This window comes from Rahnella laticis (assembly GCF_015644585.1).
Classification (GTDB): Bacteria; Pseudomonadota; Gammaproteobacteria; order Enterobacterales; family Enterobacteriaceae; genus Rahnella; species Rahnella laticis.
Map to the genome: position 1 here is coordinate 386,167 of NZ_JADOBI010000001.1, position 20,336 is coordinate 406,502.

27 protein-coding genes and 1 pseudogene are annotated in these 20,336 nt (G+C 48.5%); 27 read left to right on the top strand and 1 reads right to left on the bottom strand.

Annotated elements, in window-relative coordinates; genetic code table 11:
- The first annotated feature begins 2 nt into the window (after window positions 1–2).
- From IV433_RS01680 to IV433_RS01740, 13 genes are all read left to right on the top strand, one after another.
- On the top strand, window positions 3–443 hold the full coding sequence (locus tag IV433_RS01680) for a hypothetical protein (protein WP_195812692.1): 441 nt from the start codon (window positions 3–5) through the stop codon (window positions 441–443).
- A 10-nt stretch (window positions 444–453) separates the two neighbouring features.
- The gene (locus IV433_RS01685) at window positions 454–1,530 is read left to right on the top strand and encodes a major capsid protein (RefSeq protein ID WP_195812691.1); all 1,077 of its coding nucleotides are present in this window, start codon (window positions 454–456) and stop codon (window positions 1,528–1,530) included.
- A 9-nt stretch (window positions 1,531–1,539) separates the two neighbouring features.
- Entirely contained in the window at window positions 1,540–1,887 is a 348-nt protein-coding gene (locus IV433_RS01690) for a hypothetical protein (protein ID WP_195812690.1), read from the top strand.
- Between the two features lie 2 nt (window positions 1,888–1,889).
- Window positions 1,890–2,270, top strand: coding sequence for a DUF7370 family protein (locus tag IV433_RS01695; RefSeq protein WP_120131245.1), 381 nt, complete (start codon window positions 1,890–1,892; stop codon window positions 2,268–2,270).
- Window positions 2,270–2,551 (top strand): hypothetical protein, encoded by a 282-nt coding sequence (locus IV433_RS01700; protein WP_195812689.1) that lies wholly within the window; start codon window positions 2,270–2,272, stop codon window positions 2,549–2,551. The genes IV433_RS01695 and IV433_RS01700 overlap by 1 nt, the downstream gene beginning before the upstream one ends.
- A complete protein-coding gene (locus tag IV433_RS01705; RefSeq protein ID WP_195812688.1) occupies window positions 2,548–2,892 on the top strand; it encodes a hypothetical protein in 345 nt (114 codons plus the stop codon). Before IV433_RS01700 ends, IV433_RS01705 begins: the two co-directional genes overlap by 4 nt.
- Window position 2,893: 1 nt before the next feature.
- On the top strand, window positions 2,894–3,319 hold the full coding sequence (locus IV433_RS01710; RefSeq protein ID WP_195812687.1) for an HK97 gp10 family phage protein: 426 nt from the start codon (window positions 2,894–2,896) through the stop codon (window positions 3,317–3,319).
- Window positions 3,316–3,702 (top strand): phage tail termination protein, encoded by a 387-nt coding sequence (locus tag IV433_RS01715; protein ID WP_195812686.1) that lies wholly within the window; start codon window positions 3,316–3,318, stop codon window positions 3,700–3,702. Before IV433_RS01710 ends, IV433_RS01715 begins: the two co-directional genes overlap by 4 nt.
- A 28-nt stretch (window positions 3,703–3,730) precedes the next feature.
- Window positions 3,731–4,471 (top strand): Ig-like domain-containing protein, encoded by a 741-nt coding sequence (locus IV433_RS01720; RefSeq protein ID WP_195812685.1) that lies wholly within the window; start codon window positions 3,731–3,733, stop codon window positions 4,469–4,471.
- Between the two features lie 89 nt (window positions 4,472–4,560).
- Window positions 4,561–5,295: a DUF6246 family protein gene (locus IV433_RS01725; RefSeq protein WP_195812684.1), complete on the top strand. Its 735-nt coding sequence runs from the start codon at window positions 4,561–4,563 to the stop codon at window positions 5,293–5,295.
- Window positions 5,285–8,173 (top strand): tape measure protein, encoded by a 2,889-nt coding sequence (locus IV433_RS01730; protein ID WP_229893155.1) that lies wholly within the window; start codon window positions 5,285–5,287, stop codon window positions 8,171–8,173. The genes IV433_RS01725 and IV433_RS01730 overlap by 11 nt, the downstream gene beginning before the upstream one ends.
- Window positions 8,174–8,218: 45 nt before the next feature.
- A complete protein-coding gene (locus IV433_RS01735; protein ID WP_195812683.1) occupies window positions 8,219–8,437 on the top strand; it encodes a hypothetical protein in 219 nt (72 codons plus the stop codon).
- A 101-nt stretch (window positions 8,438–8,538) separates the two neighbouring features.
- Window positions 8,539–8,859, top strand: coding sequence for a superinfection immunity protein (locus IV433_RS01740; protein WP_195812682.1), 321 nt, complete (start codon window positions 8,539–8,541; stop codon window positions 8,857–8,859).
- A gap of 51 nt (window positions 8,860–8,910) precedes the next feature.
- Here the strand turns inward: IV433_RS01740 and IV433_RS26370 are convergent, their stop codons facing one another.
- Window positions 8,911–9,177, bottom strand: coding sequence for an Arc family DNA-binding protein (locus tag IV433_RS26370; RefSeq protein WP_195812681.1), 267 nt, complete (start codon window positions 9,175–9,177; stop codon window positions 8,911–8,913).
- Window positions 9,178–9,286: 109 nt separating this feature from the next.
- On the opposite strand from IV433_RS26370, the gene IV433_RS01750 reads away from it, so the two are divergent.
- From IV433_RS01750 to IV433_RS01815, 14 genes and pseudogenes are all read left to right on the top strand, one after another.
- Window positions 9,287–9,451, top strand: a complete 165-nt coding sequence (locus IV433_RS01750) for an Arc family DNA-binding protein (RefSeq protein ID WP_195812680.1) — start codon at window positions 9,287–9,289, stop codon at window positions 9,449–9,451.
- Complete coding sequence (locus IV433_RS01755; protein ID WP_195812679.1) at window positions 9,441–10,145, top strand: P22AR C-terminal domain-containing protein; 705 nt, start codon at window positions 9,441–9,443, stop codon at window positions 10,143–10,145. Before IV433_RS01750 ends, IV433_RS01755 begins: the two co-directional genes overlap by 11 nt.
- Before the next feature lie 82 nt (window positions 10,146–10,227).
- Window positions 10,228–10,528, top strand: a pseudogene (locus IV433_RS26080) (Rha family transcriptional regulator); the annotation flags it as partial.
- A gap of 478 nt (window positions 10,529–11,006) precedes the next feature.
- Window positions 11,007–11,249 (top strand): hypothetical protein, encoded by a 243-nt coding sequence (locus IV433_RS01765; RefSeq protein WP_195812678.1) that lies wholly within the window; start codon window positions 11,007–11,009, stop codon window positions 11,247–11,249.
- A 62-nt stretch (window positions 11,250–11,311) separates the two neighbouring features.
- Complete coding sequence (locus IV433_RS01770; RefSeq protein ID WP_195812677.1) at window positions 11,312–11,662, top strand: phage tail protein; 351 nt, start codon at window positions 11,312–11,314, stop codon at window positions 11,660–11,662.
- Window positions 11,659–12,363, top strand: coding sequence for a phage minor tail protein L (locus IV433_RS01775; protein WP_195812676.1), 705 nt, complete (start codon window positions 11,659–11,661; stop codon window positions 12,361–12,363). The genes IV433_RS01770 and IV433_RS01775 overlap by 4 nt, the downstream gene beginning before the upstream one ends.
- On the top strand, window positions 12,363–13,088 hold the full coding sequence (locus IV433_RS01780; RefSeq protein ID WP_195812675.1) for a C40 family peptidase: 726 nt from the start codon (window positions 12,363–12,365) through the stop codon (window positions 13,086–13,088). Before IV433_RS01775 ends, IV433_RS01780 begins: the two co-directional genes overlap by 1 nt.
- Window positions 13,031–13,561 carry a tail assembly protein gene (locus tag IV433_RS01785; protein WP_195812674.1) on the top strand — a complete coding sequence of 177 codons (531 nt, stop codon included), beginning with the start codon at window positions 13,031–13,033 and terminating at the stop codon, window positions 13,559–13,561. Before IV433_RS01780 ends, IV433_RS01785 begins: the two co-directional genes overlap by 58 nt.
- Window positions 13,562–13,570: 9 nt before the next feature.
- Complete coding sequence (locus IV433_RS01790; RefSeq protein WP_195812673.1) at window positions 13,571–16,714, top strand: host specificity protein J; 3,144 nt, start codon at window positions 13,571–13,573, stop codon at window positions 16,712–16,714.
- Window positions 16,714–17,028 (top strand): hypothetical protein, encoded by a 315-nt coding sequence (locus tag IV433_RS01795; RefSeq protein ID WP_136375934.1) that lies wholly within the window; start codon window positions 16,714–16,716, stop codon window positions 17,026–17,028. The genes IV433_RS01790 and IV433_RS01795 overlap by 1 nt, the downstream gene beginning before the upstream one ends.
- Entirely contained in the window at window positions 16,998–17,696 is a 699-nt protein-coding gene (locus tag IV433_RS01800; RefSeq protein ID WP_229893156.1) for a hypothetical protein, read from the top strand. Before IV433_RS01795 ends, IV433_RS01800 begins: the two co-directional genes overlap by 31 nt.
- Window positions 17,697–17,820: 124 nt before the next feature.
- On the top strand, window positions 17,821–18,057 hold the full coding sequence (cor, locus tag IV433_RS01805) for a phage exclusion lipoprotein Cor (protein WP_112288444.1): 237 nt from the start codon (window positions 17,821–17,823) through the stop codon (window positions 18,055–18,057).
- A 56-nt stretch (window positions 18,058–18,113) separates the two neighbouring features.
- Window positions 18,114–19,289 carry a tail fiber domain-containing protein gene (locus tag IV433_RS01810; RefSeq protein WP_195812672.1) on the top strand — a complete coding sequence of 392 codons (1,176 nt, stop codon included), beginning with the start codon at window positions 18,114–18,116 and terminating at the stop codon, window positions 19,287–19,289.
- 371 nt (window positions 19,290–19,660) lie between these two features.
- Entirely contained in the window at window positions 19,661–20,041 is a 381-nt protein-coding gene (locus IV433_RS01815; protein ID WP_195812671.1) for a S24/S26 family peptidase, read from the top strand.
- Window positions 20,042–20,336 lie beyond the last annotated feature (295 nt).

Genomic DNA, 20,336 nt, shown 5'->3' on the forward strand with positions numbered 1-20,336 from the left:
TAATGGCTAAAGATGGAAAGCATGTAATTCACGCGGGTGGCATCTTCGCAAATCCGCAGCTGCATCGTGAAGGTGCGGCAGCAGCGGCAACTCAGCCGGGCACGGTCGGTTTCTTCGATAACACCACGAAGAAATTCACCGCCTCAGTTGATGGCAACGAAGACGCAATCCTTTATGTCGCAAACTTCGATTACCTGTGCTGCAAAACGGTGGATGACACCATTGCGGCAGGTGATTGGGTAGTGGCGATGCATCCAACCCCTGGCGTTTTCTTCAACGTTCCGGCAGCAACCGGCACTTACACCAAAGGCCAGCCTCTCTCTATCGTCAATGGTCGAGTGAAGGCGAAAGCAACCGGCGAATCTACTCGTGCATACGTAGAAGAAGACCGTTCATACACCATCTCGACAGCAGGCCAGCTCCTGCGCGTTGTCATCAAGTAAGGAGCACCGAATGTTTGCATTTTCCACTAAGAAGGCGACCGAGACCGGAAACCTTGAGGCCAACACGGCTCAGTTTCACGAGCTTCAGTTTGCCCGTAATTCCAGCGCTCAGGCAGTAGCAGATTTTATTGCCCGTACTCGCGTGCGTGGTGAAGCTGCCAATGCTCCTGCGCTTGATGCCGTGAACGCAGTTGATGATATTCGCCGCCTGTACAAGGCTTACGATCAGACCGTGCTGAAAGAGTTCGAACCCAACACCGAGTTCACCCTTTTGAACGACCTGATGCCACTGTCACGCTCAGTTCGTCTAGAAGAGTCAGTGTACGAGTACGCTCGCACCGGTGGCCGTGGCTGGGCTCACACATCCATGTCAGGCCAGATTGGTGCGGCGTTGGATGCGAAGTCCTATACCTTCGACGGCACGATGGTTCCGATCCACGACAGCGGATTCAAGTTCAACTGGCGTGATCCGGTGTTCAACAAAGGCTCTGCACTGGCTTCATTGTCTGATGCGCAGGCGGGTTCAGTTGATGATGTTCGTCGCCAGTATGTGGACTACATCTGGGAAGGTTTCCGCGACGCGGATGGTAACTACATCAGCTTCGACGGCAAAACGTGGAAGGGGATTCGCCATGATGAGCGCGTTGCTCAGGTAACCCTGACTGTAAACTTCGCGACCAGCACTGATCCGAAAGCCATGCGTGCGGCAGCCATTGCTCTGCGCGACGTTCTGAAGCTGCAAAACCTGCAATACGGTCAGCAGACGTGGTACGTATCCAGCGACATCATGTCCAACTGGGAACAGTACTTCGACGTGAACTCTCTGCGCACCGTGCTGGAAGAAATCGCGAAGTTGTCAGGTATTTCAGCCATCAAAGAAGATGCTGAGTTGACTGGCAACGAAATCGTGATTGTCCCTCTGCAAGCCGGTGTCATCGCTCCAATTGTCGGGCAGGCCTTCGGTACTGTTGCCGACCCTCGCCAGTTCTACAACTCTGACTACGTGTGGCGTACATGGGGTGCTGCTGGCCTGATGGTTAAGCAAGACATCAACGGTCACTTCTCTGTCATCCACGCATCCAGCTAAGGAAAAACCATGGCACTCGTAAAAGTTTTAGTAGCAAACCTTTTTGCCGGTGCCAACTTCCAGAAACTGGAGGTTGGTCAGTCATACGACGTCGATGATGCGGTTGCTGAAAAGTGGATCGCCAGCGGCAAAGCTGATAAGTCCACCGAGAAGAAAGGCGAGAAGCTGGTGTTTGAGGTGGCAACACCTTCTTCTCCTCTCTCATCTAATGCCAAAGCTTTGCAGGAGCAGATTGATGCCCTGACCAAAGCGGCAGAAGAAGCAGAAGCGGCACATGCCGAAGCTATCGCTGAGGTAACCAAGCGAGCAGAAGAAGCAGAAGCGGCGCTGGCAGCAGCAACCAAAAAGGATAAGTAATCATGGCAGCCCCGCTAACGCCGGAAGATGTTCAAGCCTTTCTCGCCGAACTGGGCTATTCCATTCCTTCATCCTTGCTGACACCAATCCTATGCCGGGTTAATTCGATTATCGATTGCTTGGATGGGGCAGGCTATGACGACTGCACGCAGACACTAATCATGATGTATGCCGCCGCTCTAATGTCTGCCTCGTCCGGTGCCAGGAAGATTAAATCTCAGAGTGCTCCATCGGGCGCGAGTCGCTCGTTTGAGTATGGCGATGATTCGATTACTTGGCTGAGGGATTCTCTGGCTGCATTGGATACATCGGGTTGCACTGGCGTTCTGCCAATCACGGTTGGCTCATCGGTTGGATTTTTTGACGTTGTTGGGGGTTGTTAATGGCTAACATCATCGTCACCAGCTACTCGAAAATTGAGATTGAGATCACCTACGACATAGGCGAAGGAAATCAGGTTTATTCGGAAACATTAAGACCTGAGTTGCATCGTTTCCGCTTCTCTGAGTGGCTCTCGTTCAGTAACCAGTCTCCTCCTGAATTTATCGTGTTAGAGGATGGAGATTTCATTAGATCGCTTTACGTTAAGCGGGTGACAATTCGTAGATTCAAGCAATGCGCAGAAGGTGATTGCCCCGACCAGTACAGTGAGTATCAGCTATGAGCGCAGCAGCCAATTGGTCATACACAGCAACCGCGACCATCTGGAAGAAGCTTGATGAGGATGATTACGGCAAACCAACCTATTCCGCGCCCATTCAAATCCTGTGCGACTACGGCGGTGACATCAAAGCCAGCAAGAGTGACGTAGGTATCGAGTTTGTCGTCAAAGACACGATATGGACTGAGTACGCGCTGGCTGAGATGGGTGATTTCGTGCTGATCGGCACCTCTCTAAGTGCTGACCCGCTGGCGGCCGGTGCGGATGAGGTGAGGCATGTCATTCGATACGCCGATACATTCGACCGTGTGGCTGAGGACTTCGCCATTCTGACCGGAGTCTGATATGGGTATAACGGTTAAAGGGCAAAAGGCAGCCCGCGACAATCTCGCTAAATTCATATCAGACGTACAGGGAAAGAAGGCGGTCAGGGCTATCACGAAGGCGCTTATTATCATCGGAACCGAGTCAGCTACGATGGTTCCAGTAGCAACCAGCATGCTAATCAACTCCCAGTACAGAGAAATCGATACTAAAGGGACTCGCATTACTGGAAAAGTTGGGTACTCAGCTAACTACGCAATGTATGTTCACAACGCACCCGGTAAATATCTAGGCGCTAAGAAATTACGGCCAGTCGCGAAAGGTAGCGCGAAAGGTTCAATGGGGTATATCTGGGATAAAAGCGGCGAACCTCAGTTCTTAGAAAAGGCCGTAGATAAGACGGAGGCGCAAGTAAGTGCAGTAATCGTTGACGAGATGAAAGTATGACTCCTTCAATGCACGAACGCTTTAAACAGTGGATTACGGAATCAGGCTTAATCGCTGGCTATAAGCTTCAGATGTACCAGTGGCGGCAACTGACCTCAGATAAAGGCACTCAGCGTTACGCAGTCATTCAGCCAAATGGCGGCACTCCCGTTCGCAATGACCTCGGCTCAGAGTTCTATATCCTGCTGATGATTGTTGCCGGTCAAAATGATATCGAGCAACCCGCATTAGACGCTCAGGCCATTATCAATTTCACACAGGCTAATCCATTCGATGATTGCTTAGGCTACATCGAAAACATGGATGCAACGCCTACACCCGTTTTCACAGAAGAAAACCGCATGGTTCTGCGCTTGCAGTTCCGCATCGTCTACGGCGAATAGCCGATTCAAAGTCAAAGAGGAATGAACTATGGCAATTTGCCAAACTGACAACTCCAAGTTGTTCGGTCGCGCTATTGTGCTCGAAGTAGCCGATGGTTGCGCGGATACGGTACCACTGGAGTCTGAATGGAAAGCTCTGGCCGCCGGTACAAGTAAAGGCTTCGACTTCAGTCCAAACACTGTGACATCTGACGCCGATGACACAAAAGGCTATGTAGAGAACATCGTCACAAACTCGGATTTCACCATCAGCTTTGAAGGTGAAGTCCGCAAGAATGACAAACTCGACCAGTACGGCATCGGCAACTTCATCAAGTACTACAACACCGAGATTAAAGCCGCTCGTCAGCCGACTCTATGGGTACGCATGGAGTATGGTCCGGTTACCTTTGTCGGTTATATGGTTATCACCGCGCTGAGTTCTGATGGAGGGACTAATGACATTGTAACTTTTACCACTGAGTTCAAAGTCGCTGATGCTGACACTGTCCAGGTGAATGACACGACTGATGATGTTCCTGTCGCTAGCGTAACGGTCACTCCGGCAACAAGCACCGGCGCGGTGGGTGCAACGGTTCAACTGACCGCCAACGTCCTGCCGTCTGATGCAACAAACAAGGCGGGCGTTTGGTCTTCATCTGATGCAACCAAGGCAACTGTGAATGCCTCCGGTCTGGTCAGTCGCGTGGCTGTAGGCACGGCGACGATCACATTCACAACAACTGATGGCGGCAAGACCGGAACCAGCGCTATCACAATCACTGCGTAATTATCACAGCGGGCATTTTCGAGTGTCCGCGATCATAAGTGCTTATTCACCCGCCATGTGCGGGTTTTTTATTGCCCAAAGGAAAGCGAATGAACCCGATTTTAGAGCATGGCGAAATGGTGCTGACTGATACCAAATCAGGGGTTGATTACTTTCTCCGTCCGTCTTTCTCAGCTATGTCGAGAATCGGCTCTCCTCGTGAAATCGTTGAAACCTTCTATGAGTTGCATAACAACGCTGACGCAGAGTTGATTGCTTCCGAATGCAGGAGGCTGACCGCTATTAGCAATGCAAAGAGAAGCCTGTATATGGCTGTCTCGGGGAACCAAGACGACCAGCAATGGCTGCTGAAATATCTATGCGGAAACTTTCGCTCAAAAAAAGTTCTGATGGCGGCTATGAGCTTCATTCAGGCTTGCTGCGAAAAAGATGTCTCAGCGCTCACTGGCGAGTTAATCCCAAGCAAGTCAGGTAAGTGGTCATTTGTATATAAAAAGGGGCTCATGAGTCCTGCTGAGATGGTTGTTATCGCGCAGTCACTCTCCACTCACGGAATCATTGGTAAAGCCAAAGTTAGGCAGCTCCAGCGTCATGAGAACAACGCCGCGACGCCGGAGTTTAATTCATACGAATACATCAACGCAGCTCGCATTCATTTCGATATGCCACGTGAGCAGGCTGAGAAGCTAACAATGACTGAGTTTCAGTTGCTTCTAAACGCCAAATACCCGGAACAGAAAGGCCTTACCCGAGACGAGTATGATGCCGTCGCCGACGATTACATGAAGAAAAAGGCTGCGAGGTTAGCGAAAAATGGCGGGTGAAGAGCAACTGGGCAGTATTGTTTATCAGGTTGAATTAGAGGTCGGCGATCTCATAAATAGCCAGCGTCAAGTGAATGCCAGTTTTGATTCAATGGATAAAGGGGCTGATAAAGCATCGAATGCTTTAGATGGACTTGAGCGTTCCTCCCAGAAATCAAGCAAAGCCATTGTCAGGTCAAGCCAGGATGCAAGTCAGGCTGCCAGGATGATGGAGGTGCTCGGCAATGAAGTGGCAATTCTTGAAGAGCGTCAACAAAAGGGTGCAAGAGCAGCAGTTGTTTTAGCTGCAGAGCTACGGGCGGGAACAAAAGCTACAGACGCTCAACGTAAGGAAATTGGCGTACTTGCTGGTGAGTTGTATGACCTAAAGAATGCGCAAGATCAGGTGAATTCCGCACAGCAGAAATCAACTGGCATTATGAGCGGTGTTAAAACAGGATTAACCGCCATAGCCTCTGCAATCGCTGTTTCTCAGCTGATTCAATACGGTAAGCAATTTCTAGAAATCGCAGACACGATGACTCAGCTTCAGGCGCGTATTGACCGATTGTCATCTAGCGCAAAAGAAGGGGCGGCGACATTTCAGGCTCTGGCATCAATTGCCTCTTCATCAGGTGCGAGCCTAAAAGATACTGAGAAGCTGTGGGAGACGCTTACCTCTTCACTGAAAAGTGCAGGGGCAACGAATGATCAGATTCTTACCCTGACAAGTACTCTGCAAAAGATAGGTCGCATTGGTGGGTCATCTTCGGAAGAAATGGCAAATGCATTGCGTCAGTTTGGACAGTCAATTGCCGGAGGCACAGTCCGCGCAGAAGAGTTCAATTCGATTATCGAGCAAATGCCTGAACTCGCTCGCCAAATGGCAGCAGGACTCGGCATATCTGTAGGTGAGCTTCGCAAGCGAATGCTTGAGGGTAAGCTTTCTGCGGAAGATGCGCTAAACGCGATCATGACGCAAACGGGTTTGGTAAATCAGGAATTTTCGAGACTTCCACGCACGGTTGATCAGGCGACAAATGGTTTAATTATTTCTTTCCAAGAGATGGTTAAACAGATTAATGACGTCACCGGCGCGAGCACAGGGATGGTGCACGTAATTGATTCAATTACGGCTGCAATTGACAGGCTTTCAGGGAAAGTGCCAACCGCCACGCAGCAGATATCTGACCTAAATAGCACCGCAGAAATGTTCGCCAGAAGAGCCAAGACGTATTCTTATCTTGGTCTTGATGGCTGGGCTGCACAAGCTGAAGGCATAAATGCCGTTAGCAACAAAGCAGCTGCTTTGGTTGGAGACTTGGCGGCGATATCTAAGGCCAACTCATCAGCCAGTAATCAGCCAATTAAAGTTGCAGGTGCCGGTGATAGCAAAGAGGTAGACAAGCTTGAGAAGTCCACCAAGCGTAAGTTAGAGCTATCAAAGTTAGAGGGTGAGGCTCGCGCTCGTCTTCAGGCTCAGTACGATGCAGAAGATGCCGGAATAAAAGATAACGGACGCATTAAGGCTTTGCAGGATGAATATGCAGCTACTGAGAAGAATACGAGTGCTCGCAAATCTTCCAACGCCGAAGGCAAGAAATCAGCCAGTCAGGCAGAGTCAATCACTGAAAAACTTTCAAAGCTGAAAGAGCAGTCAGAATTGACTGGCGAATCCACCCGCCAACTTAGTCGCGATCAGGCAATCCTAAACGCTCAGCAGTCTCTTGGTGCAGCCGCCACTCCAGAGCAGATTAAGCTGGCAGGAGATTATGCAGCTGCGAAGTGGGATACCGGTAATGCCATTCGTGCACAGGCAGCCGCAGAAAAGCTCTTGCCGGAAGCCAAAGAGAATGCCAGTTACAAGCAAGATGTGACTGACCTTCAGACAGCCCTTTCGGCGAAGAAAATATCCCAGGAACAGTTTAACGCCACATCTGAGCAACTTGAGCAACAGCATCAGGTAAATCTCGCAAAAATAAGAGCGGAAAGTAATTCTCGTGTTAGCCCATTACAAGATGCTCAAGGAGGAGTTGATCCAGTCCAAGCTTTGGCAAATGAAAATGCCAGAAAACTTGCTTTAATCCAGCAATTCGAAACCGAGAAAGGTGTAATCACAGCTAACGGTATCGCCTTGATGAATGCTGCCAACATGGAGTATGAGCAGGCGAGAATTGACGCCGCGTGGAAGATTTGGTCGAACCAAAGCCAGACTAATCAACTGCTGGGTGGAGCAATTGATTCACTTGCTGGTGGTGCATCCAATGCTATTACTGGTCTCTTAAACGGGACTCAGAGTCTGCAAGAATCTTTGGCGAACATCGGCACAACTATCTTGAACAGCGTTGTCAGTGGGCTTGTCGAGATGGGCTTGCAGTACGTTAAAAACATGATTGTTGGTCAGGCAGCGGCAACGGCTGCTTTAGCGGCAACGACAGCTCAGGCGACAGCCGCGGCAGCGGCATGGGCTCCGGCGGCACTCAGCGCATCAATAGCGACTCTTGGCTCAGCTACAACTGTTGGTACTACCGCATACACTACTGCGCTTGCTGCATCCAAGGGGCTTGCTATCGCCGGTGCCCGTAAAAACGGTGGGCCAGTATCTGCGGGAAGTATGTATCAGGTTGGCGAAGGCGGTATGCCTGAAATTTACCAAGCCAGCTCAGGTAAGCAGTTCATGATCCCCGGTGATAACGGTTCGGTAATTAGCAACAAGGATATGCAAGGCGGAAGCGGCGGAGCTACCTCCCTGAATCAGGTGATGAATATTACCGTCAACACCACTAACGGACTTGATGAGGCAACCATTAAGAAGTTACGTCAGGCATGGAAAACAGACACATTGCTGATAATCCAAGATCAGCAGCGCCCGAAAGGTTTATTGAATAGAGGCAAATAAAACTGCAATAATTATGAGCAACTAAAAGGGAAAGGAGGTTTAAAAATGCATTATCAAGTCGAAGATATCGCAGCTTTTGATTACCCCGGTGAGGGTGATTCAGGGATTGTTGCGACGGTTAAATTTATTTATGACGACCATAACCAGAATATTTATGTCAATGTTCGCATCCCGCACGACAAAGAGTCATCACTCTCTGTAATTGAACAGCTTCTTTTTGAACAAGCTAAGAAACAGTTGAAAGAGTTGGTATCGAAGATCTGATTACCAACCAACGCTGAAAAACCCGCTACGGCGGGTTTTTTATTGCCTTGCCACCTCCCTCTGCTACCATGTAACGAACTTTTACTTATGGGGATAGGGATATGAGTGCGGAAGGGGTAATCCTAATAATAGCAATGGTCATGGGATATCTTTTGCCAGGGATAATTGCTAGTGGTCGCGGTCACACAAACGCTGGTGCAATTTGGGTGCTAACAGTTGTCTTGGGCTGGTCTGGAATAGGTTGGATAGTGGCATTAGTTTGGTCATTTACAAATTCTGAAAGCATGCGCGGATCTCCATCTGGACAACAAGCCAATGAAGGCTTGGCTGATACAGAAGAAACTAAGAGATGTCCTTACTGCGCCGAAAAAATCAAAAAGGATGCCATCATTTGCCGATTCTGCGGTAAAGATGTTGTGTGAGATAAGTATTAGAAAATGAACCCGCTTCGGCGGGTTTTTGCTTTGTGGGGCTTACTCTTTTGGTTTGTCTTTCTTGGCATTCTCAACAAAAAATTCTTCATACTCTTTAGCTCTAGCCTCATCTAGGGCTCTAATTTCTCTGAATACCTGAAGAAATTCATTACCCCCAGCCTTTTGAGTAAAGAAATGACCTTCTAGGATGCTGACTATTTCTGCATTCATAGACCGACCATTGGTTTTCGCGCTTTCAGAAATTTTGTCTTTTAGTTCTTCCGGCATGCGAAGACCAAATGGAGCTATCTGACTGGCACCTTTCATAAAAAATCCCTCCAATAAAACTAGCTACATAATGTAGTCAATTTTTCGTTGACTTGATAGTTACATGATGTAGTATTTAATGACTACAGCATGTAGCTAAGGAGATGAAATGGAAAACGCAAGAAACATAGCACCGACGGGGATTCGCTTTCCTGACTGGCTGAAAGACGCACTGAAATCGGCAGCCAGCAAAGAATGCCGCTCCCTAAATGGTGAAGTCATTAAACGATTAGAGAAAAGCTTGAGAGAAGAGGGTTTTTTGAATGGTCACTAAAAACAGTGAAGCCCCGATTGCTACTAACAATCAGGGCTTCGGCGTCAGAAACCTTAAGCGAGTAACCGACATGAAAAGTATAGCGAATAACCAGCTTCAGTTCCACAACACAAACTTTGCCTACATGGAAATGGCAGGGCAAATCTGGCTGACAGCGGCAGAGGTTGGGGAGGCGCTTGGTTACTCCGACGATAAAGCCATTCACCGCCTTTATCGTAAGCATGCAGATGAATTTACCGTGAACATGACAGGGGTGGTTAAAGTGACCACCCCTGGCGGAGTGCAAGATTCTCGCGTTTTCTCTCTGCGCGGCGCGCACTTGATGGGAATGTTTTCCCGTACAACTGTGGCCAAAGAATTCCGCCGCTGGGTGCTCGACATTCTGGATCGCGAAGTCGCTCATTCACCTATTGCTAAGCAGTTCACCGATGAAGAGCTAATTAACCTTTCCTACATGTGGGTATGGATGGATAAAGGCCGTCGCGTTGCCAAACAGGTTTACCCGGCACTGCATCAACTCGGCTCTCCGCACCATGGCTTCTTCTACGACATGGCAAACGAAAGCCACTATATGATCGACAAGGCGCGGGAAAGTCTGCTTCGCGAAACTGAGAATATCGACATGAATGGATTTCATGCCCGTAACGCACAAGGGATGTTAGATCGCTTGAATGGAAAGGAAGGGATTCACTGAAAGGCGTATGGGATGGCGCAAAAAGAAAAACCGCCAGTGGCTGCTGGCGGCTTACATCAACTAAACGACAAGGTATCAATTAATGCTTACAGGTAATTTAGCAGTACAGAGCGAAGTTGTCACTATGTCCAGCTTGGAAATTGCCACTCTGGTAGGCAAGCGTCACGACAATGTGAAAAGAACGATTGAAACTTTAGTGGTTAAAGGCGTAATCACTTCTCCTCAAATTGAGGAAAAGCCCACAGCAGGCCGCCCGACCAATATCTACGTATTTAAAGGTGAGGAAGGGAAGCGTGACAGCATCGTAGTTGTCGCACAGCTTTATCCAGAATTCACCGCTAAGTTGGTTGACCGCTGGCAGGAACTTGAAAAGCAGATTTCCTCACCAATCTTCGACCCGGCACGCGCTCTCAATGACCCAGTCTTCCTGCGAAATGCTTTGCTGGAATATACCGAGAAGGTCGAACATCTTGAGGTTGCCAACAAAGACCTTAGCAACAAAGTTGAGAGCATGGAGAACCTGTTTAAGGAGGGGATGACTCCAACGCAGTTTTGCAAAATGTTAAACGGCGTGAATGTCATGATGATTTGTCGATTCCTTGAGGGGCGAAAGTGGCTATACAACGAGAGCAGGAGTAGCACTCGTTGGCGTGCAGGCAATTATGCCCGCGATAAATACCTGACCGAACATCAGAGCAAAATCAGCGTTCACGGCGGTGATGATTTTATTAAATACATCCCCGTGCTTCTTCACAAAGGCGCAGTACGGATTTACCAGCTTTATCTGAAGGGTGATCTTCCAATGAAGGCGACCTGGAATGGTGCTTTCACTCACGACAAAGAACTTAAAGGAAACGCATAATGACTATCGAGCTGGCTGGTATCGGAATTGCCCTGGCATCTTACGAATATGAGATTAACGGAACCGAGGGGCGCACCGTTGTACTCAAAAGCATTGAAGCAATGGCTGATGGTAATGATGACTACATCTATGCAGTAGAAGTGTTTGACGAGATGGAAAATAAAATTGACCGTCAGGTTTTCGAGGATTTTGCTCAGGCGTCAGTGCTGTATAAGGAATTTCGTGCCCTGAACGATTTATAAATCTTTGCAACCACATCACACAACCTCGCTCCGGCGGGGTTTTTTATTATCTGGAGTTAACCATGCCTGAAGTATTCACATGGAGCCCGCAAAAAGGCTTCACGGTTTCCCGTGCGCCAAATGTGGCAGTAGTCAGTCTTGGTGATGGTTATGAACAGCGTCAAACAAAGGGGATCAATCCTCTGATGGACAAATATTCCCTGACGTTCATCGGAACTGATGGGATCTGCGATAGACCGAATTATGCAAAACAGGCTGAGGCATTTTTGAAGGCAAGAATGGCAGTTGAGTCGTTCTATTGGACGCCATCTATGACCGGCGTTCAGGCTTTATTTGTTTGCCGGTCGTGGTCATTGAAGAAAACAGGCGGCGTTCATGAGCTAACGTGTGATTTTGAGCAGGTGCCACGATGAGAGACATACCAGCAGAACTAATCATCGAGAGCGTTGACGCCGGTGTAGGTGCGATGCTCGACCTATTCGAAGTGGATCTTCAATCATTCGGCGGGGATGTCATTCGTTTCCATGCTGGCACGAATGGTTATTACGGAAACGTAATTTGGAAGGGGACGGTCTACTCGGCATATCCGATAGCTGTTGAGGGCTTTGAGATAAAATCTGAGGGTACGTATTCTCGTCCTGTGATGAAGGTGGCAAACATCACAGGATTGGTTACAGGAATCAATAGTGACTTTGATGACGCGTTGGGAGCGGTAGTTACTCGGCGTCAGGTTCCTGTCTATCATCTAGACGCGGTTAACTTTCCCGGAGGGAATCCTAATGCTGACCCAACGATGGAAGCCGTTTCTCGTTATGTCATTGAGGAAATGGCTGAGGAAACATTCGAGACGGTTACCTACAATCTCGCTACCCCGGTTGACTGCGATAACTCCATCATTCCTGCGCGTACTATCCTGGCTGATGTTTGCCAGTGGGTTTATCGCGGAGATGGCTGTGGTTACTCGGGACCCGCCGTGGCAGATGAAAAAGACGTGCCGACCTCGGACATGAGTAAGGATAAATGCTCAAAGCATACCTCTGGCTGTCGGTTACGTTTCCCCAAACCCAGCGCACTTCCATTCGGCGGTTATCCTGGCTCCGCTAAGGTTTCCTGATGCTAGAACAGCAATGTATTGAATTGGCGGCATCCTCTCAGGATGAGGTGTGTGGGCTCATTGTGAACGGTAATCAATTATTTCCCTGTCGAAACACTCATCCCGAGCCTATGCAACACTTTCGAATCAGTGAAGACGACTGGTTAAGCGCAGAGGATGAAGGCGATGTCACCGCTGTTATCCATTCACACCCCCAACCGAAACTCGTTCTTTCTGGTACTGATCGCCAGATGCAGCTTAGTACCGGCATCGAATGGTGGCTGGTGAGTGAAGGCCGCCTACGCAAGTTCAGACCAGTGCCACACCTGCTGGGCAGGCGCTTCGAGCACGGTGTCACGGATTGCTACACCCTTTTCAGGGATGCATATCACCTTTGCGGAATCGACCTGCCTGACTTTGAACGCACAAACGGATGGTGGCTTCGCGAGGAAAATTTGTACCTAAATAATTTATCTGCGAATGGGTTTTATGAAGTGGAAATGAAAGATATTCAGCCGGGTGACGTTTTGATTCGAAGGGCGTTTCCTGAGAGTGACCCTTGCCATGCGATGGTCTATCTAGGAGGCAATATGGTCATTCACCACGAACAGTCAGGGCGATTAAGTCGCAGAGAGCCATTAAGACCGGCATACCTGAGATTAACTCATTCCATTTGGAGGCATGAACAATGCTCATCTTTAGATTTGCGGGGAGTTTACGACGACATTTCCGCAAGGTCTCTTTGAAAGTCGATACTCCAGCCCAGGGTTTACGCCTTCTTCTTGCTCAGTGTCCTGAATTCAAGCGCGACTTTTACAAGACTAAAATTCGTATGCGTATTGATGGTAACGATGTGAATAACGATAACCTGCATTTTCACATGGACCGGCAACCAAAGGATGGCGCGACCATTTTATTCGTTCCGATAGTTGAAGGCTCTATCGTCGGTGCTGGTTGGGCAGTTTGGACGCTGGTTGCAGTCACCGTGGCATCCGTTGCCTACTCGCTATACATGACGTCCCACATGAAGACCAAAACTTCAGCTGACTCAGCTCAGTCAGGTTCGATAACCAACAACTCATTTACCAGCGCAGAGAACAGGGTCGGGCAGGGAAGGCCAGTGCCTTTGCTGCTTGGTGAAATGGTTGTTGGGTCAAACATTATCTCCCTTGGTATCGACACAACGAACAATCAGGACTGGGATATTTCAATAAGTTAAGGTGAAAAGATGAGCTCAGGCGGCGGCGGTGGCAGCACTCCAAAACTTATTAACGATAATCTAAAATCCAAACAGTTCTATCAGGTGCTGGACCTTATTTCTGAAGGTCCAATATACGGACCGGTAGACCAGAATCACTTATCTTCCTTCCTGCTAAATAAAACTCCTGTCACTAACGCAAACGGCGATGTCAGCGTTAACGGCGTCAGCGTTGCATGGAGACCGGGCACAGCAAGCCAGTCACCAATTAATGGATTTGGCGCTATACAGGCAACAACGATCATTAATACCGCTGTAACGCAATCAACCCCATTGGTCAGAACCATTACTGACAATGACGTTACCCGCGTGAGATTTAACGTTGGCGTCAGCTCTCTTGCAGAGCAGGACAGCAAAGGCAACCAAAAGAACACTTCCGTGACAATGGTTCTTGAAACAAGAACGGGCAACTCGGCTTTTCAGGTAGCTCAGACTGTAACTATTACCGGGAAAATCTCAGGGGAATATCTTGAAGCTTATGTAATTGATGCTCCAGAGACTAAACCATTCGATATTCGCGTAAGAAGAATTACCCCTGATAGCACAAGCGATCTGCTAACAAACGGCACTGTATGGAACAGTTTCGTCGAGATTACTGATGACAATCTTTCTTATCCGTATTCGGCAGTTTGCGGGGCTGTCATCGACCGTGATCAGTACACGGATACGCCAAACCGCACTTACCATTTACGCGGCCTGATTGTCGATGTGCCTGATAATTATGATCCGATCACGCGCACTTACAACGGGCTGTGGTTAGGTGGGTTTAAGTCGGCATGGACAAACAATCCGGCATGGATATTCCGAGCATTGGTTAAAAATACCCGGTATGGGTTGGCTCGCCGGGCGGGGTATATCGATGTAGACGACGGCAGCCTTTACGTGCTCTCTCAGTTTTGCGATCAGCTAGTTGATGACGGCTATGGCGGCAAAGAGCCACGATTTACGCTAAACGCTTATGTGACCGAACAAAAGAGTGCGCGTGATTTGCTGGATGATATCGCGGGCATGTTCAGAGGGATTGCGCTCTGGGATGGGATGCGGTTCTCAATCATGATTGACCGCCCGCAAGACCCAGTTTCAGCGGTCACCAATGCCAACGTTGTCGATGGATTGTTTTCTTACAGCTCCATGAAACGTTCTGAGCGCTATAACGCGGTAGTCGTCTCATGGACAGATCCAAGTAACGGCTGGGAGCAGGTGAAGGAGTACTACTCAGATGACGCGCTTATTGACCGCTACGGGTACAATGAAACCACTATTGAGGCTTTTGGCTGTACATCACGTGGACAGGCGCTGAGAACGGCTAAGTGGCTGGTTGAGAGCGCGAAGCTTGAGAAGGAAAAGGTCACCTTTCGAATGGCTCGTGATGCGATTGCATTTATGCCTGGTGACATAATTGAGGTGATGGATAACGACCACGCTGCGACAAGATTGGGCGGCAGGATTATTTCTCATAGTGGCAGGGTTTTGAATGTAGATGCTAATGTTTCTACGTTAGCAGGGAACAGTGACACCATGTCAATCATGGGGTCAGATGGCAAGTTTGTTAAGTATGTTATTTCATCAGTTTCCGGATCAGCTATTACTCTTTCCTCAGCGCCGATTTGGGTTAAGGATGGAACAATTTTCGTCATATCAGCAGGCGAGGTTTCAACAAGGCTGTGGCGAATAATGGGTGTATCAGAGGATGAAAACAACTCGGTTTACAGCATTTCAGCGACACTACATAACCCAAATAAACAAGCCATTGTTGACGAAGGTGCAGTGTTTGATGTCCCGAATGACACCCTGAATGGGTATCGCGTGCCGAATATCGAAAATCTTAGGATCATCAATGTAAATAGTGAAACCGTTCAAGTCGCGGCCACATGGGAAACGGCTACGTTGACCAAGAAAATTGTCTTCGAATTGTACGTTTATTCGCTTGATGGAAAGGTCGTAGCTCAGTATGAAACTGACCAGTTCCGTTATGAGTTTTATGGACTAGACGCCGGTGCATATTCACTTGGCGTTCGAGGTCGAAACGAGAATGGAATGAAGGGCGCTGAAACTCAAATCAGCTTGGTGATTGGTGCTCCCGCAGCACCATCATTCATTCAATGGACGCCAGGGTTCTTCTCTGCTGACGTGGTCCCTGTAATGAGCGTCAGCGCAACAACCGATACTTCTTTTGAGTTCTGGTATACCGGTGAGGTTCAAGCTTCTAGCATTGCAAATGTTGAGAATGAGGCTCAGTTCCTTGGGCGTGCATCACAATGGACGCTACATAATTTGAAGGCCGACACCACTTACTATATGTACGTGAGAACGAAGAATGCCTTTGGTGTTTCTGGCTTCGTGGAGGCTTCAGGAAAAGCATCTTCCGATATTCCGGGCATGATTGACTACATTGACGAAGCCATCAGGGATTCAGAAGCTTTCCAGCACCTTTCGGGGCAGATCGATACGAATATCGAAGGCATGCTGCAAAATGCTCTCGACAATGACTCCAGCGTGACCCACCAGTTCCAGCAATACGGTGAGGTTCGTGCAGACGTCATTACCATCAGCACGACTGTAGCAACGCTTGATCGGGCTTTTGCTGAGCAAAATACTTTAGTTCAGGCGCAGATAGGAGATCTGACGTCATCGGTCAATCAAAAACTTACCGCAACAGTAAATTCAGATGGAACGGCTAGTGCGTTCTATGACGTCGGTCTGCAAATACTGCGTAATGGTCAATATTATAAAACTGGCATGTCCATGGGGATTGAGCCATCAGGAAGCGACTATAAGTCGACAATCGCTTTTAGTGCTGACCAATTTGGTATTTACACAGGAAGTACGGCTGGAAGCTACCAGCTGGCATTTGCTGCTATCAATGGGCAAGTATTCTTGCGCTCAGCATTCATTCAAGATGCATCGATAGACAATGCGAAGATCGGTAACTTCATACAGTCAAATAACTATGTAGAAGGTGTTGCAGGTTGGAGGCTTGATAAAGGGGGGACATTTATCAATATGGGGACTTCCGGCAATGGTGGCAAGAAGTCTACTAACGTAACGGACAGTGTAAAAGATGAAAATGGGGTTCTGCGTACGCAGATTGGTTTAATTACGGGGGTTTGGTAATGGCTAACTGGGGAATTCAAACGTGGGATGCGAACGGGAACCCAAATAACACCGGGATTGTGCAGGTGTTAGTTGTGGCAACTGTGTATTTGAGTGCCGGGCAGGTTTCCGGCACTTATTCTTATACCGTGCCGACAGGGTTTAAAGTTGCCGCAATACAGTCCCCGATTACTGGCGATGCATATTCCGGATCACGCCGTAAAGTCACTGGCTCAGGCGGCACGATAACGATCAGCGATGCATCCGGCGATTACTCGGCAGGAACGTACACCGCTGATGAGTGTTGGCTAATAATTTATTTGGTGAAGGCATAATGGCAACTTGGGGCGCACTTTTTACCGATCAGTATGGGAACCCATGGACCACGCCGGACACGACACCTATGTGTCTGGTGCAGAAAATAGTTTTAAATCCCTCATCGGCTGGCTCGTATACGTTGCCTGTCAATTCATCATCGCCGTTTATTATTGCCTGCCATGCCACGGTGTCGAATGTACTTTTCTATATCAGAAAGGTCGATTCCACTTATACCCTGAATTATAAGGTAGCGGGGACGGGCGGCAGTCCGGGAACTGTCACCATTTACATTTTTGGATACGTCATACCGCAACCGCTGCCTAAATGGGGAGTTGCCATCTGGAATGCTGCGGGGCAGTGCATTTTGACCAATGAAACTAAGGTGATGAATCCACCGGTTGGATACGGGACAATAGGCTCCACAACCGACATCGGATATTTGGTTGATAAAACTGTCAGTGGAAAATGGGCCGTGTTGCCCAGAGTGGTGGGTGTTGTGGTGGGCGTTATGGGCACCACCCAGCCACGCCCGTGGTCTTCTCCCATTGATACTTCAGCATACTACGACGGTTCTTCTACTCGCATCAGGGCCGGTCAGCGCGATGCGCCTGGTGAAGAGTTACACAATGTTGGCTATTCAAACTCGCGCGATCAGATATTCGCGATTGATGTTTCACGTTATTAATCAATAAATAACGAGAACGATCGTTTTAAACGATCAATATCAATTTATTGATCTATATAACCAATTATCCCCGCTCAATATTCATTGTTAATGTCTTTTTATCTACGTTGATAGGGACATAAACATGAAGAATATTTTAATGGTTCTTGCCATTGCTTTGATGGTTTCCGGTTGTGCAGGAATGCTTGAAAAGCAGGAGCCTGTTTGTGCTGGCGTTGCGCTGGTCGCAGGGCAGGAAACCAATGTGCAGATTTATGGCGTTCGTAAGGTAGCCAGTCAAACCCAGTATAAAGCAGGTGATCCATTCGGCTGGCGCTGGGTAAGTAAGACGAATTTCATCAGCACAACGTGCGATAAATAACCACACTATTTCACATGAACCCGCTTCGGCGGGTTTTTTTATGCCCGGAGAAAAGCATGTCAGTAGGCACAATCGCATTAACCAATAATTCAGCAAACGTGACCGGTACCGGAACGGCATTCACCACCGACTTAAAAGCCAATGATTTTATTGTCGCTATCGTCGGAGGAGTGACATATACGCTGGCAGTAAAGGCAATCACGTCCGCAACAGCATTAACGTTAATCACGCCATATGGCGGGCCGACCGCAACCGGAAACGCTTGGACAGCAGTACCCAATTCAACAATGGTGGGGATTACTGCCCAAATCGCCGCTGATGTGTCGAAGGCTATCCGTGGCCTGAATCTGGATAAAGCCAACTGGCAGCAGGTATTTAGCGGAACGGGAACCATCACGGTTACCTTGCCAGACGGTTCAAGTTACACCGGACCGGCATGGTCGAGCATTACCACTTCATTGGCAGGGAAAGCAGCCAGGGGCGCGAACAACGATATTACATCGCTGGCGGGTTTAACCACCGCCCTAAGCGTTACGCAGGGTGGTACTGGTGGCAATACTCAGGCTACCGCACGAACTGGTTTAGGTCTGGGCTCTGCTGCGACGGCGACCATTGGAACTGCAGGGGCAACCGTTCCGCTATGCAATACTAATAACAATTTTGCCGGTGTGAACACTTTTTCCGCCACTGGCTTTGCTGTAACCAAACCTCCCGCGTCAATTGACGCGAGCCAGAATATGAACTGGATATACTCGTCGAATGCGGGTGGAGCGTATGCTTATGCGCGCCAAAATATTGTTGGTTCCTTTAATGCTTTAACCTTCGCGTTAGGGGCTAGCGGTGCGGAATGGAGCATGTACCTGCGACAAAACGGTGATGTGGTGGCCACTGCCGGTCAATTCCTGGGTCAGTCAGATAATAGAATCAAGGATAAAGTTGAGCCTATCACCGACCCACTTATAAAAATGCGAAACATCACAGGTGCAAAGTGGGTCCGTCTGGATACTGGACGGGTGGGGTTCGGGTTTATCGCTCAGGATGTCCAGAAAGACTTCCCAGAGGCGGTGACCATAGGCGGTACCACAGTCCTGAAAGATGGTACGGAAGTAGATGGCACTTTAGTTGTCGATACAAACAGTGTTGCTGCTGCTTTACATCATCAGGCAATTTTAGCGTTGATGGATAAAGTTGAAGCGCTTGAGGCAAGACTGGCAGAATTGCAGACCAGCTGACCCCTTAAAAACTTTCTTCCCTTGTTGATCAGCGGCATAAAAGATTTGTCGCTTAACTGACTTTCCTACCTGTGCTGCACGTGATTATACTGTATATATAAACAGTATTTTATAAGGTGGCTATGGCTAAGTATTACGACATAAAAGGCGCTTTCGTCAGGAGTGTCACATTAGACCCTAAGCGTGGGAAGGTTGTGACCACAGCCAGGTTCGTTCAGGAGCTAGCAAAGGTTAATCACTTCTGGTCACTACAGGAGGCTAACGATTGGATAGCGAAGCATCAGTCGTTCTTTCGTGATTACACAGACTGTCACGGTGAAGAGAAGAGCTATTTTCTGGTGAACATGGGCTATGTGAGGTAGGAGGAATCTATGGGATTTCCATCACCAGCAACTGACTACGTCGAGGCAGGGATTGACCTCAATAAAATATGCCGGTTCGGAGGAGCATCATCCAGGCTGCATGTTGTCGATCGCTATCTCGGGGAGGGCATCAATTCTGGGGCGATGCTGATTATCGATACGTCCATTAAACCTGTAGACGGTAACCGACTGCTGGCGAGGGTTGATGGAGAGGTTGAGCTTTGGCGTTTGATAACCATCCTCCGGCGCGGCCTTGAATCGACCATAGACAAGAGATTCATCTCATTTGGTGACGAGGTGGTCGATGACTCAATTGAGGTTCTGGGTGTGGTGACACATGTGATATTGGATATGCGGAATGAAGTGTTCGATGACACTGTGGTGTTCTGAAAAGTGGATGCGCATCCGTTCAAGGTTTTCAGTTCTGCGGTGCTATGTACGCCGCCAAGAGACATTACTCTTAGTGCATGTAGGCGGATAGTGGCATGCGCAAAATTTGGAAAGAGTATCTCAGAAAACTTTAAATCGAAGAGGCAGTGAAAATGAGCATGAGTACAGAATTGCGTACATGTCTCAATGGGCTTTCAGTTGTGCGGTAGCAAAATCAAGGCTTTAAGGACTAATGTGCGTAATCATGAAAGTAGAAGGTTTTTTGCGGCTTGTCTGACATTACGAAGATAACCTT

What these genes read in the sequence shown, in the direction of transcription:
- IV433_RS01685 (WP_195812691.1), top strand. Translation starts at nt 454, where the DNA reads ATGTTTGCATTTTCCACTAAGAAGGCGACCGAGACCGGAAACCTTGAG.
- IV433_RS01740 (WP_195812682.1), top strand. Translation starts at nt 8,539, where the DNA reads ATGAGTGCGGAAGGGGTAATCCTAATAATAGCAATGGTCATGGGATAT.
- IV433_RS01720 (WP_195812685.1), top strand. Translation starts at nt 3,731, where the DNA reads ATGGCAATTTGCCAAACTGACAACTCCAAGTTGTTCGGTCGCGCTATT.
- IV433_RS01815 (WP_195812671.1), top strand. Translation starts at nt 19,661, where the DNA reads ATGGGATTTCCATCACCAGCAACTGACTACGTCGAGGCAGGGATTGAC.
- IV433_RS01765 (WP_195812678.1), top strand. Translation starts at nt 11,007, where the DNA reads ATGACTATCGAGCTGGCTGGTATCGGAATTGCCCTGGCATCTTACGAA.
- IV433_RS01680 (WP_195812692.1), top strand. Translation starts at nt 3, where the DNA reads ATGGCTAAAGATGGAAAGCATGTAATTCACGCGGGTGGCATCTTCGCA.
- IV433_RS01710 (WP_195812687.1), top strand. Translation starts at nt 2,894, where the DNA reads ATGGGTATAACGGTTAAAGGGCAAAAGGCAGCCCGCGACAATCTCGCT.
- IV433_RS01700 (WP_195812689.1), top strand. Translation starts at nt 2,270, where the DNA reads ATGGCTAACATCATCGTCACCAGCTACTCGAAAATTGAGATTGAGATC.
- IV433_RS01790 (WP_195812673.1), top strand. Translation starts at nt 13,571, where the DNA reads ATGAGCTCAGGCGGCGGCGGTGGCAGCACTCCAAAACTTATTAACGAT.
- IV433_RS01770 (WP_195812677.1), top strand. Translation starts at nt 11,312, where the DNA reads ATGCCTGAAGTATTCACATGGAGCCCGCAAAAAGGCTTCACGGTTTCC.
- IV433_RS01780 (WP_195812675.1), top strand. Translation starts at nt 12,363, where the DNA reads ATGCTAGAACAGCAATGTATTGAATTGGCGGCATCCTCTCAGGATGAG.
- IV433_RS01785 (WP_195812674.1), top strand. Translation starts at nt 13,031, where the DNA reads ATGCTCATCTTTAGATTTGCGGGGAGTTTACGACGACATTTCCGCAAG.
- IV433_RS01690 (WP_195812690.1), top strand. Translation starts at nt 1,540, where the DNA reads ATGGCACTCGTAAAAGTTTTAGTAGCAAACCTTTTTGCCGGTGCCAAC.
- IV433_RS01775 (WP_195812676.1), top strand. Translation starts at nt 11,659, where the DNA reads ATGAGAGACATACCAGCAGAACTAATCATCGAGAGCGTTGACGCCGGT.
- IV433_RS01705 (WP_195812688.1), top strand. Translation starts at nt 2,548, where the DNA reads ATGAGCGCAGCAGCCAATTGGTCATACACAGCAACCGCGACCATCTGG.
- IV433_RS01725 (WP_195812684.1), top strand. Translation starts at nt 4,561, where the DNA reads ATGAACCCGATTTTAGAGCATGGCGAAATGGTGCTGACTGATACCAAA.
- cor (WP_112288444.1), top strand. Translation starts at nt 17,821, where the DNA reads ATGAAGAATATTTTAATGGTTCTTGCCATTGCTTTGATGGTTTCCGGT.
- IV433_RS01795 (WP_136375934.1), top strand. Translation starts at nt 16,714, where the DNA reads ATGGCTAACTGGGGAATTCAAACGTGGGATGCGAACGGGAACCCAAAT.
- IV433_RS01810 (WP_195812672.1), top strand. Translation starts at nt 18,114, where the DNA reads ATGTCAGTAGGCACAATCGCATTAACCAATAATTCAGCAAACGTGACC.
- IV433_RS01730 (WP_229893155.1), top strand. Translation starts at nt 5,285, where the DNA reads ATGGCGGGTGAAGAGCAACTGGGCAGTATTGTTTATCAGGTTGAATTA.
- IV433_RS01695 (WP_120131245.1), top strand. Translation starts at nt 1,890, where the DNA reads ATGGCAGCCCCGCTAACGCCGGAAGATGTTCAAGCCTTTCTCGCCGAA.
- IV433_RS01750 (WP_195812680.1), top strand. Translation starts at nt 9,287, where the DNA reads ATGGAAAACGCAAGAAACATAGCACCGACGGGGATTCGCTTTCCTGAC.
- IV433_RS01715 (WP_195812686.1), top strand. Translation starts at nt 3,316, where the DNA reads ATGACTCCTTCAATGCACGAACGCTTTAAACAGTGGATTACGGAATCA.
- IV433_RS26370 (WP_195812681.1), bottom strand. Translation starts at nt 9,177, where the DNA reads ATGAAAGGTGCCAGTCAGATAGCTCCATTTGGTCTTCGCATGCCGGAA.
- IV433_RS01755 (WP_195812679.1), top strand. Translation starts at nt 9,441, where the DNA reads ATGGTCACTAAAAACAGTGAAGCCCCGATTGCTACTAACAATCAGGGC.
- IV433_RS01735 (WP_195812683.1), top strand. Translation starts at nt 8,219, where the DNA reads ATGCATTATCAAGTCGAAGATATCGCAGCTTTTGATTACCCCGGTGAG.